The organism is Bacillus sp. AK124, from assembly GCF_053903085.1.
Genome location: NZ_CP096378.1, coordinates 1,405,610 through 1,419,841, shown reverse-complemented (window position 1 = coordinate 1,419,841; position 14,232 = coordinate 1,405,610). Strand labels below are relative to the sequence as shown.

Annotated in this window: 15 protein-coding genes; all 15 read right to left on the bottom strand. The window is 47.0% G+C overall.

The window, feature by feature from the left end; translation table 11 throughout:
• Positions 1 to 10: 10 nt before the first annotated feature.
• Positions 11 to 487 carry a transcription elongation factor GreA gene (greA, locus tag M1E06_RS07145; protein ID WP_020452389.1) on the bottom strand — a complete coding sequence of 159 codons (477 nt, stop codon included), beginning with the start codon at positions 485 to 487 and terminating at the stop codon, positions 11 to 13.
• A 238-nt stretch (positions 488 to 725) separates the two neighbouring features.
• A complete protein-coding gene (gene udk, locus M1E06_RS07140) occupies positions 726 to 1,361 on the bottom strand; it encodes a uridine kinase (RefSeq protein WP_020452390.1) in 636 nt (211 codons plus the stop codon).
• A gap of 4 nt (positions 1,362 to 1,365) precedes the next feature.
• Complete coding sequence (locus M1E06_RS07135) at positions 1,366 to 2,634, bottom strand: peptidase U32 family protein (RefSeq protein WP_020452391.1); 1,269 nt, start codon at positions 2,632 to 2,634, stop codon at positions 1,366 to 1,368.
• A gap of 14 nt (positions 2,635 to 2,648) precedes the next feature.
• Positions 2,649 to 3,578 carry a peptidase U32 family protein gene (locus M1E06_RS07130; protein ID WP_020452392.1) on the bottom strand — a complete coding sequence of 310 codons (930 nt, stop codon included), beginning with the start codon at positions 3,576 to 3,578 and terminating at the stop codon, positions 2,649 to 2,651.
• Positions 3,575 to 4,237, bottom strand: a complete 663-nt coding sequence (locus tag M1E06_RS07125) for an O-methyltransferase (protein WP_020452393.1) — start codon at positions 4,235 to 4,237, stop codon at positions 3,575 to 3,577. The genes M1E06_RS07130 and M1E06_RS07125 overlap by 4 nt, the downstream gene beginning before the upstream one ends.
• Positions 4,238 to 4,383: 146 nt before the next feature.
• Positions 4,384 to 5,496 carry an endolytic transglycosylase MltG gene (mltG, locus tag M1E06_RS07120; protein WP_035338442.1) on the bottom strand — a complete coding sequence of 371 codons (1,113 nt, stop codon included), beginning with the start codon at positions 5,494 to 5,496 and terminating at the stop codon, positions 4,384 to 4,386.
• A 194-nt stretch (positions 5,497 to 5,690) separates the two neighbouring features.
• Entirely contained in the window at positions 5,691 to 5,975 is a 285-nt protein-coding gene (locus tag M1E06_RS07115) for a DUF1292 domain-containing protein (RefSeq protein ID WP_016885528.1), read from the bottom strand.
• 10 nt (positions 5,976 to 5,985) lie between these two features.
• Positions 5,986 to 6,405: a Holliday junction resolvase RuvX gene (gene ruvX, locus M1E06_RS07110; RefSeq protein WP_020452395.1), complete on the bottom strand. Its 420-nt coding sequence runs from the start codon at positions 6,403 to 6,405 to the stop codon at positions 5,986 to 5,988.
• Between the two features lie 6 nt (positions 6,406 to 6,411).
• Complete coding sequence (locus M1E06_RS07105) at positions 6,412 to 6,678, bottom strand: IreB family regulatory phosphoprotein (protein ID WP_003183920.1); 267 nt, start codon at positions 6,676 to 6,678, stop codon at positions 6,412 to 6,414.
• Positions 6,679 to 6,761: 83 nt separating this feature from the next.
• Positions 6,762 to 9,398 carry an alanine--tRNA ligase gene (alaS, locus tag M1E06_RS07100; RefSeq protein WP_020452396.1) on the bottom strand — a complete coding sequence of 879 codons (2,637 nt, stop codon included), beginning with the start codon at positions 9,396 to 9,398 and terminating at the stop codon, positions 6,762 to 6,764.
• A 347-nt stretch (positions 9,399 to 9,745) separates the two neighbouring features.
• Positions 9,746 to 10,804 carry an AI-2E family transporter gene (locus tag M1E06_RS07095; protein WP_216904361.1) on the bottom strand — a complete coding sequence of 353 codons (1,059 nt, stop codon included), beginning with the start codon at positions 10,802 to 10,804 and terminating at the stop codon, positions 9,746 to 9,748.
• An 88-nt stretch (positions 10,805 to 10,892) separates the two neighbouring features.
• Positions 10,893 to 11,024: a YrzQ family protein gene (locus M1E06_RS07090; protein WP_003183926.1), complete on the bottom strand. Its 132-nt coding sequence runs from the start codon at positions 11,022 to 11,024 to the stop codon at positions 10,893 to 10,895.
• A 15-nt stretch (positions 11,025 to 11,039) separates the two neighbouring features.
• Entirely contained in the window at positions 11,040 to 11,231 is a 192-nt protein-coding gene (locus M1E06_RS07085; RefSeq protein WP_016885531.1) for a hypothetical protein, read from the bottom strand.
• Between the two features lie 15 nt (positions 11,232 to 11,246).
• Positions 11,247 to 11,711, bottom strand: coding sequence for a PRC-barrel domain-containing protein (locus tag M1E06_RS07080; RefSeq protein ID WP_023855377.1), 465 nt, complete (start codon positions 11,709 to 11,711; stop codon positions 11,247 to 11,249).
• 88 nt (positions 11,712 to 11,799) lie between these two features.
• Positions 11,800 to 14,196: an SF1B family DNA helicase RecD2 gene (recD2, locus tag M1E06_RS07075; RefSeq protein ID WP_035338443.1), complete on the bottom strand. Its 2,397-nt coding sequence runs from the start codon at positions 14,194 to 14,196 to the stop codon at positions 11,800 to 11,802.
• Between the last annotated feature and the right edge of the window lie 36 nt (positions 14,197 to 14,232).

The following is a 14,232-nucleotide window of genomic DNA, read 5'->3' as shown; positions in this document are numbered from 1 at the left end:
TAAACAAATTTTATGAAATTTTCACAATCTTTACAAGCATTTCGCCGCCCGGTGTTTGAACGGTCACTTCGTCCCCGACCTGTTTGCCGAGAAGGCTTTTCGCGATTGGGGAATCGTTCGAGATTTTTCCTTCAAACGGGTCGGCTTCCGCGCTGCCCACAATGGTATAAGATTCTTCTTCACCGTCAGGAAGCTCCGTAAATGTAACGGTTTTTCCGAGGCCGACGATATCTGAGTTTGCACCATCGTCTTCGATGATCTTTGCGTTGCGGATCATATTGTCAAGGGTTGTGATGCGCCCTTCTACAAAAGCTTGTTCTTCTTTTGCTGAATCGTATTCGGAGTTTTCGGAGAGGTCTCCGAAGCTTCTTGCCACTTTAATACGTTCAACAACTTCTTTACGTTTAACCGTTTTCAAATACTCAAGTTCTTCTTCCAGTTTTTTCTTTCCCGTTTCTGTCATAGGAAATACTTTCTCTTGTGCCATGTTCCTTCACTCCTTCTAGTTGGTTCCTCATCACTTGTATGTGAGGTATAGACTTGAATATACAAGAATGAGGACAACCCTTGTCCCCTTCTTCTCTCCCATATTTGTAAAGTATCATATAAACCGGATGGAAGGCTCCGGTAAATGGTGCTTATACAGTTAAAGAAGGGCTCAGGATGAGAACCCTTCAATTTCTATACATAATATGGTCAGAGTTGTGTTTGTCTATGCTATGTTATTATAAAATCGCGTTTTGTTCAAGAATAGTTTGTATTTTTGTTACCATCAGGTCGATGGCGACGCGGTTTTGTCCGCCCTCCGGAATAATGATATCGGCATAGCGTTTCGTCGGTTCGACAAACTGGTTATGCATCGGTCTGACGACTGAGATGTACTGCTCGATGACAGAATCGATCGAACGTCCTCTTTCTTTTATGTCTCTGACCATCCTTCTGATGATCCGCAGGTCGGCATCCGTATCGACATACAGCTTGATGTCCATTAAGTCGCGGAGCCTTTCATCCTCGAGGACAAGGATTCCTTCCAAAATAATAACATCTTTCGGATCGACGTGCACGACTTCCTCTGAACGCGTATGCAGCTTGTAATCGTAAATCGGCTTTTTGATCGGCTTGTAGGCAAGCAATTCGTTTAAATGCTCGATCAAATAGTCATTATCAAATGCAAGCGGATGGTCGTAGTTCGTGTTCAGCCGCTCTTCAAACGGCAGATGGCTCTGATCTTTATAATATAAATCCTGTTCCAGCATCAAGATCGAATGACCTTTAAACTGTTCATAAATGGATCTGGTGACGCTCGTTTTTCCAGATCCGGAGCCTCCCGCTATGCCGATAACTACCGGTTTTTTCCCCATGCCATTACTGCCCCTTTCTCATCATGTTGCTAGGATATATCTTGTTGTCCACTTTAAATTTGACGATCTGCAGGGGATGGCGGGCTGCATCAAGCACATTGCCTTTTTCGTCCCATATCGTGTCAATTTTGCATGTGAAATTTTCGATTTCCGGACCGAAAAATTCGACTTCATCTCCGGTTTTAAAGAAGTTCCGCTGCTGGAGCGTGACCATTTTTGTCTCTTCATCATAATCAAGGACAAGTCCGGCAAAGTCGTATGTTGTCTTTTTGCCGTGAACGCCGAACATCTGCTCTTCATATCCGGGGGTTCCTTCAAAGAAAGCAGGCGCCGTGTCTCTATTGGCGCATTTGTCCAGTTCTTTCAGCCATTCTTCTTTGATGACGAAATTTTCGGGGTCAGCACAATAAGAATCGATCACTTTTCTGTACACACTGACGACTGTCGCAATGTAGTGGATCGATTTCATCCGGCCTTCGATTTTCAGGCTGTCAATACCCATTTCAATCATTTGCGGAATCGATTCGATCAGCTTCAGATCTTTCGGGCTCATCGCAAACGGTGCATCGCCTTCTTCATATAGCGGCAGTGCATTCGCCCCGTCCGTCTGATACAAATCATAGTCCCATCGGCATGACTGGCAGCAGCCTCCGCGGTTAGAGTCTCTGGCCGTCATATGGTTGCTGAGCACGCAGCGGCCGGAATAAGCGATGCACATCGCACCATGTATGAATGTTTCGATTTCAATATCCACTTTTTCTTTCATTTCTCTGATCTCAAGTGCGCTCGTTTCGCGCGCGAGCACGACCCGCTCAAGGCCTTCTTCCTTCCAGAACTGAACGGCTTTCCAGTTTGAAAGGGACTGCTGGGTGCTCAAATGCACTTCCAGCTTCGGCGCGACCCTGCGGCATGTTTCAATGATCAGGGGATCAGCGACGATAATGCCTGACACGCCTGCTCCCTCGAGGTCGCGCAAATAGTCTTCTAGCCCGTCGATATTTTCTTCATGCGCAAAAATGTTTGTCGTCACATAAATTCTGGCGCCGTATTTTTTCGCAAATTCGACACCTTCAGCCATTTCTTCAATTGAAAAGTTATCTGCGTTTGAGCGGAGTCCATATTCACGTCCGCCGATAAATACAGCGTCTGCGCCATAGTGGACAGCGATTTTCAGTTTTTCCAAATTTCCCGCCGGAGCAAGAAGTTCTGGCTTTTTCGTAATGACGCGTTTTCCATCAACGATTTTGGAAATTTTATCTTTTACTGCAGACATGGCTATCCCTCCTTTTAGTATACTGTTTCTTTGAAAAAGAATCCGGTATCGATGCTGCGGTTTGCAGGCTGCAGCTGTTCAATCCGCTCGATCCATTCTTCTTTCTTGTCTTCGTATGCTTCTCTGTCTGCGATGCAAAGGTCGATGGCTTCGCGGTACATGGCCGTTACCTCAGTCATGTATTCGACCGATTTTAAAATCCCTTCAATTTTAAATGAATCGACGCCGGCATCGATTAAATCCTCAAGCTCATCAATGATGCAGACGTCATTCGGACTCATGATGTGCGTGCCGTTTTCGTCTTCGAAAATCGGATATTTGTTACCGCGTTCTTTATCATGAAGATACATGCCTTTTTCTTTTTTCTTTCCTTCGATATCCATGACTTTTCCCTGGTATTCAAAATAGTTGCCGATCAGGGAGCGCTTTGACTGGAACATACATGTCATGCCGTGAACCTGAATTTCGATCTCGACTTCTGCTTTCTCTTTAATCTCAACGATGCTGTCCATGTTGAGCTCTCTTGCGAGCACCGCGCGCTTCGCGCCCTTTCGCCCCCAATAGTTGCAGGAATAATGGTTGGTTGCGGTCGTTTCCGTATTCCAGTGAAGTTTCATATTCGGCGCTGATTCCCGTGCAGCCATAAGTACAGCGGGATCGCCGAAGACAACCGCATCGGCGCCTGCCTCGTCCAAGAAAGAAAGGTAGTCATTCAGTTCTGGAACCCGGTCATTGTGAAAAATCGCATTCACGGCAACATATACTTTTGCGCCTTTTTGATGAGCCTGAATGATGGCTTCTTTTACTTCCTCTCTGGAAAACTCCCCGGCTAAACGCAGACCGAACCTTTGTTCACCGATGATAAACGCATCGGCGCCCGCCTCTGCCAAAGGCTTAATATCCGAAACAGCCGTCGGCGTCACAAGCAGTTCAGGCTTTTTCATATCCGTTCACCTCTTTTTTGACTGACGGCCAATCCGTCGCCCACAGGCAGGATCGCCGTGTGGTAGTCAGGATGCTCCATCAGCCAATGATTGTAATGATCTATTTTCGATACAAGCTTTTTGATGCGCTTGTTTTCGATCTGATTGTAATCTGATGCGACAAGGCCTTTGAAAAGGACATTGTCAGTAAAAATGATGCCGTCATCGGCGAGCATTTTTTCATATATACTGAAAAACTTCTGATACTGGCCTTTTGCGGCATCGATAAAAAGCGCATCATAAGGAGCCATCGATTGAACGGCGTCCGATTCGCTGAGCGCATCGCCGAAGAACACGTGAATTCTGTTTTCAAGCTGGAATGACCGGATGTTTTTCAACGCTTCCCGATACCTGTCTTCATCGCGCTCGATCGTAAAGATTTCAGCTTCGGGAAGGGCAAGTGCCATCCGAATCGCCGAATAACCGATGGCGGTACCGATTTCAAGAATTTTTTTCGGATTTTTGAGTGAAAGAAGCTGCAGGAGCACTTCGATTCCTGTCGGTTCCATAATGGGCACGCCATGCTTTTCGGCATAGGCCTCCAGTTTCATAATTTCAGCCGGCCTTTGCTTCAGCAGCTTTTCAAGATAGCCGGTCAATTCTTCGTGTCCAATCTTCACGGGCAGATGGCCTCCCTTTCATAAAAAAGAGCCTTAGGTCAGATGTGCAGCACTCTCCTAAAGCAGTCGACTGTCTTTTCTCAATAAACAACCCGATATATTTTATCATAAAACCTTTGTATTTGCGAATAAAAGGAGAGTAATTTTTACTCTCCTTTTTCCTCGTCCTGCGTGTTCGTAATGTATTTTGCTTTTGCTTTATTGTGTTCTTCAAGCGTTTTTGTAAAGACGACTTCCCCATTTTTCTTTGCAAGGAAATAAACATAGTCTGTTTGCTCCGGATTTAATGCCGCTTCCCAGGAGCTCTCTCCCGCGTTAGCAATCGGCCCAGGCGGTAGACCGGCATGTTTGTACGTATTATACGGGGAATCCGCTTCAAGGTCTTTGTACATGACACGGTTTTTATGCTCCCCAAGCGCGTATAAAACGGTCGGATCCGTTTGCAATGGCATGTTTTTGCTGATGCGGTTGTAAAAGACGCTTGAGATTTTGTGCCGGTCCGCTTTTTCGGTAGCTTCTTCTTCAATTAACGAAGCCATCGTCAAGGCTTTGTGGACGGACATCTTTTTGTCTTTCATCTGCTTTTCATACTTTTCAGCCAGCTGATCTGTTTGTTTGATCATCGCTTCGATGATTGCGTCCAGCTTCGTCTCAGGGTCGTAAAACGGATATGTCGCAGGATACAGGTATCCTTCAAGCGGATGCTTGATATTCTTGTTTAGCACGTCGTCGGTGATCAGTTTCGGATACTTCTGTTTTAATCGGCTGATGAATTCGCGGTCATCCAGCTTTTTCATAATGTCCGCTGCCGAGTAGTTGGTTTGTCCGGCGATGATAGCTGCGATTTCCTGGAGCTGTCTTCCTTCAGGAACGGTAATTTTAAATGCCGGTACATGCGAAGCGCTCGTCAGCTTTTTGACCATGCCGGCCGCATCCATCGACTGGCTGAGCTGAAAGTTCCCCGCTTGAAAGCCGGAGGCATTTTTAAATTTCACATAAGCGATAAATACTTTTTCGTTTTTAATTAGGTCCTCTTTTTTCAGTTTGGCGGCGATGGACGTAACGGTCGATCCTTCCGGAATATAGACGCTGACCGTTTTTGCATTATTTTTATCGACCGGTTCGAGCGCCGATTTGATGTAGAGCGAAACAGCGCCTGTGGTTAAAATCAGCAGAACCGCGGCCACAGTCAGCCAAAACTTTATTCTATGTTTAAGGAGTCTTTTTATAAACGGTTTCTTAGTCTGATCTTCAAACATTGGTGTCCTCCTCTCCTCCCACGGTCTATACTACATGATTCGTTATCATTCGGCAATTTATTACAAAAAGATTTAATAAAAAAAGCCGCCTGTCGGCAGCAGGGCGCAAATGATTGCAAGATGCCCATTTAAAAATGACAAAATCCTAAAACGGTTTAAGTTTTAGGATTTTGCCAAGCGGTTCAGCCGCTGCTTTATTCTTCTTCGTCTTCATCCGCTAAAAACGTGTTCAGCGTCTCTTCGATCATATCCCACTCTTCTTCTGTTTCAATCGGCATCAGTTCGCCGTCTTCTCCGGCTTCATTCGGTACGAAGCTTGAAGCATGGATCTCGATCTCTTCCTCGTCCTGTGCTTCAACCGGATAATAAAGCACGTATGACTTGTTAAACTGATCGCTGTCAAATGTGAAGAGCACTTCACACAGCTGTTCGTTTCCTTTGTCGTCTACAATCGTAATGTTTTTTTCTCCGTGTTCCATCTTGATCACCTCATAAGTTTAGGCTGTCGAGATATCCTTGAAGGATCATCACGGCCGCCATTTTATCAATTACTTTTTTTCTTTTCTGCCTGCTTACATCTGCTGAAATCAGCATTCTTTCGGCCGCCATTGTCGAGAGGCGCTCGTCCCAAAGCACGACGGGAACTTGAAACGTTTCTTCAAGCACTTCCGCGAACTTCTGGCTCGCTTCCCCCCTCGGGCCGACGGTTCCATTCATGTTTTTGGGAAAACCGAGTACAATCTTGTCAATCACATAGTCTTTCGTCAATTCGGCGAGGCGGTTCAAGCCGTAGTCACCGCCCGCCTCGTCGATTTTAATCGTTTCTATCCCTTGAGCCGTCCAGCCCATTTCATCACTCAGCGCTACGCCGAGCGTTTTCGAACCTAAATCCAGACCTAATATTCGCATGCTTGTTTACGCCTCTTTATGCTGTTCTAAGTACGATTTAACCAATTCTTCGATTATCTCGTCTCTTTCTATTTTCCGAATCAGGTTACGTGCATCTCGATGCCTTGGAATGTAAGCGGGATCTCCTGATAGCAGATATCCGACAATTTGGTTGATCGGGTTGTAGCCTTTTTCCTGAAGCGCATCATGGACGGTTATCAGCACTTCATTTACATTGGTTTCCATCGAATCGTCGGAAAAGTTAAATTTCATCGTCTTATCAAATGAGCTCACCGTTTTGCACCTCTTTCCCAAATTCGCAGGCAAAGTTTCAGCCTGATTACCTTCTAATCACCATTCTACACCACAACGGCTATTTATAAAACGGATTTTACCCATTCTTCCGCAGATGCTAATGCTTCAGCAAGCCGCTCAGGCTGTTTTCCTCCCGCCTGCGCCATGTCCGGACGGCCGCCTCCGCCGCCTCCGCATGCTTCTGCGACTTGCTTGACAAGCTTGCCTGCGTGGAAACCCCGCTCTATTAAATCTTTTGTAACTCCGGCGGAAATATTCACTTTTTCGTTTTGAACCGCCCCGAGAACGATGACGGCTGAGCCCAGTTTCGCCTTCAGATCGTCAACCATTGTGCGCAGGTGATTCATATCTTTGGCATTCACTTTTTCTGCGAGCAGTTTGATTCCGTCAATTTCTTTTACTTTTTCTAAAATCTCTCCGGCTTCTTTATTTCCCAGTTTCGCCAATAAAGATTCGTTTTCTCTCTGAGCTTCTCTCAGATCAGACTGGAGCGCTTCGATCCGTTTCGGAACTTCCTTCACGTTGGTTTTCAGGACTTCTGCCGCCTGCTCGAGAAGCTCCAGTTTGGCGTTCATCTCTTCGTAAGCGCCCTGCCCTGTTACCGCTTCGATCCTGCGGGTGCCGGCCCCGATGCCTGATTCGGACACGATCTTAAAGAGGCCGATTTCAGCTGTGTTTCTCACGTGGCAGCCTCCGCACAGCTCGATGCTGTAGTCGCCGACCTGAACGACGCGGACGATGTCTCCGTATTTTTCGCCAAACAGCGCCATGGCTCCCATCGCTTTCGCTTCATCAATCGGTTTTAAGTCGATTTGCACAGGAATCGATGCCCAAATTTTATCGTTCACTTTTGTTTCAATTTGTTCGAGTTCTTCCTTAGTCACCTGTCCAAAGTGAGAGAAGTCAAAGCGCAGACGGCTGTCAGTGACTAGCGAGCCGGCCTGGTTGACATGCGTACCGAGCACATCTTTCAGCGCCTGATGAAGCAGGTGTGTCGCGGTATGGTTTTTGACGATGTCTTTTCTGAGCCGCTCCGTGACTTCTGCGGTCACGCTCATGCCTCTTTTAATTGCGCCGCTTTCCACGATCCCTTCATGGAGGTGCTGGCCTTTCGGCGCTTTTTTAACGTCTGTGACGCGAATAGCGGCATCCCCGCTTTTAACCCAGCCTTTATCACCGATTTGTCCGCCGCTTTCAGCATAGAACGGGGTTTTTTCCAGGATAAACTGAACCTTCTTGCCTTCTTGAACGAGGTCGGCAAGTTCCCCGTCTTGAAGAAGCTCGGCGATTTTCGTTTCCGTCTTGATATCGGAATAGCCGATGAACTCGCTTTCTGTCATGATATCGCGGAGAGCGCCGCCTTGAACCTGCATGCTGCCGACGTCCTGGCGCGCCTGCCGGGCCCGTTCGCGCTGCTTGTCCATCTCGCGCTCAAATCCGTCATGATCGACTTCCATGCCTTCATCTTCGGCGTATTCTTCGGTCAGTTCAACAGGGAATCCATACGTATCATACAGTTTAAAGACATCTTCCCCGGAAATGATGCGGTTTCCTTTTGCTTTTTCCTTTTGAATCACTTCTGAGAGAATCGCCAAGCCCTCGTGCAATGTTTCATGGAAGCGTTCTTCCTCTGTTTTGATGACTTTCGCGATAAAGTCCGCTTTTTCTTTGACTTCGCCGTAGAATGCGGCCATGATGTCGGCAACTACCGGAACGAGCTCATACATAAACGGACGGTTGATATTGATGGACTTCGCATAGCGGACAGCACGGCGAAGCAGCCTTCTGATGACATAGCCGCGCCCCTCGTTTGACGGAAGCGCTCCGTCGCCGACCGCAAACGCAGCCGTCCGGATATGGTCGGCCACAACCTTAAATGCCGTATCTTTTTCAGCAGATGTTCCGTACTTTTCTCCTGAAATGGCTTCTGTCGCCTTGATGATCGGCATAAACAAATCCGTATCATAGTTCGTCTTGGCGTCTTGAATAACAGATACCATCCGTTCAAGCCCCATCCCCGTATCGATGTTTTTCTTCGGAAGCGGTGTGTATGTTCCGTCAGGATTGTGGTTGAACTCGGAGAACACAAGGTTCCATACTTCAAGGTAACGCTCGTTCTCCCCGCCCGGGTAAAGTTCCGGATCAGACGGGTCATTTCCATAATCTTCACCGCGGTCATAGAAAATTTCGGTATTCGGTCCGCTCGGGCCTTCACCGATATCCCAGAAGTTCCCTTCCAGTCTGATGATCCGTTCCTCAGGAACGCCGATTTTTTTTGACCATAATTCATACGCTTCGTCATCTTCCGGATGGACCGTGACTGACAGGCGTTCGGGATCGAAGCCGATCCATTTTTGATCGGTTAAAAATTCCCAGGCCCACTCGATCGCTTCTTCTTTGAAATAATCGCCGATCGAAAAGTTCCCGAGCATTTCAAAGAACGTATGGTGGCGGGCTGTTTTCCCGACATTTTCAATATCGTTCGTCCTGATTGATTTTTGAGCGTTGCAGATGCGCGGATTCTCCGGCACAACCCGTCCGTCAAAATATTTTTTCAGCGTCGCGACTCCGCTGTTGATCCAAAGCAGGGAGGGATCTTCATGCGGAATAAGAGAGGCGCTCGGTTCAACGGCATGCCCTTTTTCTTTAAAAAAATCTAAAAACATTTGGCGCACTTGTGCGGATGTTAATGTCTTCATTATTTTTTTTCCTCCTTTAATGATGCACATGCAAATTAAAAAGCCCCCGCCCTATGCAAACATCGTTTACACAGGGACGAGAGCTCCTCTCGCGGTACCACCCTGATTATGCGCGTAACAAAACGCCCATCACCTTGATATCCGAATAACGCCGGATGAAGACGGCAGGTTTTCGCCTGCACTCAGGATTAGCTTCTACTGATCTTCTGTTAAAGCTCTTTCACCGCAATGGAGCTTCTCTCTATCAAACAGGGCTTCAGTATACTCGGATCCGTCAAACGAGATACGTATGTATGTCTATTTCGAAATTATAGACAACTGAAGCCGTTATGTCAAACTTCTGCCGCTCAAGCTTTTCTTGCCGCTAAAAAATGGACGAACATCACTTTGATAACGGCCATGACGGGCACAGCGAGAATCATGCCGATGATGCCGGCAAGCTCCCCGCCCGCCAGCAAACCAAGCATAATGACGACGGGATGCATATGCAGGCTTTTGCCGATGACAAGAGGGCCGAGAATATTGCCTTCGATAAACTGCAGCACCAAAATCGTAATGATCACCACGAAAACGAGCCTCGTCGATAAAGCGGCAGCCACCATGACGGCGGGAATCGCGCCGATGACGGGACCGAAATACGGGATGACATTTGTCGCGCCGATGACAAGGCCGAGGATCAGCGGATAGGGCAGGTCAAAAAACCAAAATGACAGGCTCGCTCCCAAGCCGATGACAAGACAGACAAAAAGCTGTCCTCTGATGTAGTCTCCAAGAGAATCATCAACATCGCGGATGAATTCGCTGCCTCTCGCCCTCCATGAAGAAGGCGTCAAATACCATACCGCCTTCTTCATCGTATCAATATCTTTCACCATGTAGAATACTAAAAAAGGAATAATCGCAGCCACGAGCATATAATCAAAAACGAACCGGATGCTTCTGATCGTCCGTTCCACCCAGCTTGCTACGAATTCTTCCGTCTGATTGACGAACCTGTCGATCCTGTCGTGCATGCCGTCGGGCCAGCCGTCTGTATGATGATGCAGCTGATCCAGCATGCTTTCGTAAGATGCGGCAAGAAACGGAATTCCCTCTGATAGCTCTGTCAGCTGTTTAATGAGAATCGGCACCCCTTTGTAAAAGGCGTAGCCGAGACCGGCAAAAAACAGAACATAAATCAGCAAAATACTCAATGTTCTCGGCACGCCTGCCCGGTGTATCTTTTCAACGACAGGCAAAAGCAGATAGGTGATAAAAACCGCAATCACAAGCGGGATCAGAATCGACTTCAGCAGCACGCAGACAGGCTCCCAAATCATTCTCAGCTGCAAAAAGATATAGACGGTTAATAGCAAAAGCATGAAGATCGAGACCCACATTAAAAGCTGCAGCGGTTTTTTCAGCATTTTTTTCACCCCTTGTTAGCTTTTGATTTCTGCTTGTAATTATTCCCGAAGAAAAAAGGGACACCCTTTTTAAGGGTATCCCTTCTGCTTAAAACATTTTCATGACGCGTCTTCTCAGCTTTCTCATGTTTCGCTTGTTCATCATATCGTTCTGAGACGCCATGTAGTACATCAAAGCCCCGGCTCCTAAAGAAATGAGAGAAGTCATTGTACGATTCAACTTTCTAACCTCCATTCAAAGGTTAATCGTTCGTTCGTCATCTGAAAACAGATCGTCCAGGCTGCTCAATGTTCCGTCCTCTTCGACTTGATGAGTCGAAATTTTTCCTTTTGAAAGGGTCAGCTCAATAAAGCATCCCCAGCAGTAATATTGATTTACACCGATTTTGCCGATGTTTTTGCTTTTGCAATTCGGGCAAACGAGCATTTGAACACACACCTCTTATTCGTTCAAGACGATTGTGCTTCTGCCTACTTCAAGCGGTTCCCCAGATGAGTGAATCTGCTTTTTGTCGCCTGACAAATCGGCAAAAAAACCGTCTGATAGTTCATATGCTACGATTATGCCCGTGTCGGAAGAAAAGTATACATCTTCCAGCATGCCCAGCGTATCTCCTGCTCCGTTTTTGACCATTTTTTGTTTCATCTGGTCATAAGAAAGACTCTGCTTCGGAATTTGCATCGGCTTGAATTCGGTGAAATCAACATATACGCTGTCACGTCCGATTTCGGTGACAGCGGGAAGCGGAAGAAGCGAACGGGGATTGTAAAAGCGCCGCTTCTCTTCCATAATCAATCCGAGACATGTCCCTTCATTGGAAAAACAGATATCTGTTACCACCCCAAGCGGGAGAGAAGATTGTCTGTCGTAAACATTGAGTCCTTCCAGCTCATTGCATGTTCTCAAAGTGTGATCAACCACCTTTTTACGAACATTCTTATGATCTGCTGTTGCGACGCGACTCATACGATGAAATGGATTCCATGAAAAACACTTATTCTGCTTCCTTTTCCATAAAATCAAAAGGTGTAATGCCTTCCATCCCGATATTGGCGTCATAGACGCTAAAAGGCAGCTCTTTTTGCAGCGCCATGAGCTCTTCATCCTCTTCATGCGCCGCCTGCTGAAGCCTTCTTTTAAGCGATGTCTGCCTTTCCGATGATTCCTTATTTTTCACGCCCCATTCAAGGGCCTCTTCTTCCCCGCACAAAATCAGGAATTTCTTGCTTCTTGTGATGGCCGTGTAAAGCAAGTTCCTTCTCAGCATGCGGTAATAGCTTTTGACGACCGGAAGGATGACGATCGGAAATTCGCTGCCCTGCGATTTGTGGATTGAACAGCAATAGGCGTGCGTAAATTGGTTAAAATCTTTTTTTGTAAAGGTGATTTCATTCCCGTCGAAAGAGACGACGGCCATATCTTCTTTTTCCGTATTTTCTTTTGCATAAAAAATCGAGACGATCTCACCCATATCACCGTTAAACACGTTGTGTTCCGGCTGGTTGACGAGCTGAAGCACTTTATCCCCGGTACGGTACACGACATCGCCGTACTTCATTTCCCTGCCTTTCGGCTTCGGGGGATTCAGGATGCCCTGCAAAAGCGCGTTTAACTCGTTGATACCGGCTGCTCCCCTGTACATCGGAGCCAAAATCTGAATATCCCTGGCCGAATACCCTTTTTGCAGCGCGTTTTTGACGACTTTTTCGACGACTTCTTTAATCTGCTGCTGGCGGCAGCGAATGAAAGAACGGTCTTTTGTCGGCGCGGTCAAGTTTTCAGGAAGCTTTCCTTGTTTCATTTCATGCGCCAGTTCAACGATGGAAGAGCCTTCAGCCTGCCTGTAAATATCGGTTAATCTGACAGAAGGAATGACATTCGATGCCAAAAGATCCCTCAGCACCTGTCCGGGACCGACGGACGGAAGCTGGTCTTCATCTCCGACCATGATGACCTGAATCCGGTCGGGAATCGCCTTGAACAATTGGTTGGCGAGCCATATATCAAGCATGCTCGTTTCATCAATGATGAGCAGCCGTCCGTCAATCGGATTGTCTTCATCGTGCGTAAATCCTTCGGCTCCATTCCAGCCGAGAAGCCTGTGAATCGTTACGGCCGGCAACCCGGTCGACTCGCTCATCCGCTTAGCGGCCCGGCCGGTCGGTGCTGTGAGCACAAACGGAAACGTTTCATCCTTTTTGTAATCAGCCGGATTTAAGCTTAAGCCGTGCAGCTCGCTGTACAACTCGACGATTCCCCTAATGACGGTCGTTTTCCCGGTTCCCGGTCCGCCTGTCAAAAGCAGCATCGGCGACATCAGCGCTTTTTGAATCGCTTCTTTTTGACTTGGCGCGTACTGCACTTTCATCCGTTCTTCAAGCTCCCCTAAAGCGAGCAGGAATTCCGATTCGGGAAACTGGTCATCGTATTCGGTCTGTCCGGCGATTTTCTGCACCCTTTTGGCAAAGCTTTGTTCAGCGTAGTAAAGGGACGGATAATAACACCTTTCATCTTCAATGAACAGCTCTTTTTGCTCCCCTAAAGAAATGATCGCGTCCGCCACATCCATCTCGGTTACTTTTTCATCACCTGCAGACTGGTTTAACAGTTTTTGCGTCTCGATGATGAGCTGTCTCGTGTCTATGTATGTATGCCCTTCTTGAAGGCATGTCGCTTCAACCGTGTATAAAATCGCCGCCTTGATCCGCTCTTCATGTTTGCCTGAGATCCCCATTCTGCCGCCCAGTTCGTCCGCCTTGATAAAGCCGATTCCTTCGACATCCTTGACAAGCTGGTACGGATTTTCGCGGATTTTATCAAGCGTTTCCGCTTCATACGCCTGATAAATTTTCATGGACAGCTGGGGGCCGAAGCCGAATTCGCTCAAGGAGATCATAATCTGTTCGAGCCCCTGATGCTGCTGCAGGGCAGCGGCAAGCTTATCCGCCTTTTTTTTGGAGAGCTTCGGAACATCATACAGGACGGTGCCGTCGCTTAAAATTTTGTTGATCGCACCTTCCCCAAGCTTATTAACAATTTCCTCGGCCGTTTTTTTGCCGATTCCTTCAAATAAATCGCTGGCCAAGTATTGGATCACACCTTCTTTTGTTGTCGGCACTTCTTTTTTAAAATGATCCGCTTGAAATTGCAGGCCAAATTTCGGATGGGAGGCGGTTTTTCCGTAAAAAGTGTAGATATCGTCTTCATGGATCAAAGGAAAGTAACCCGTGACAGAAACGGTTTTGTCTTCAAAAGACTCCGATGTTTCTTCCACTTTTACTTTTAATACGGTATACAGGTTTGTTTCATTATGATAAATGACAGCCGCAACCGTTCCTTTTACAAATGAAGCTTCTTCCATTTCAATTTGGTCCGGGTTATGGCGCTGCATCACTGTTCTCCCCCTCTCCATTCAAAATCCGTTATG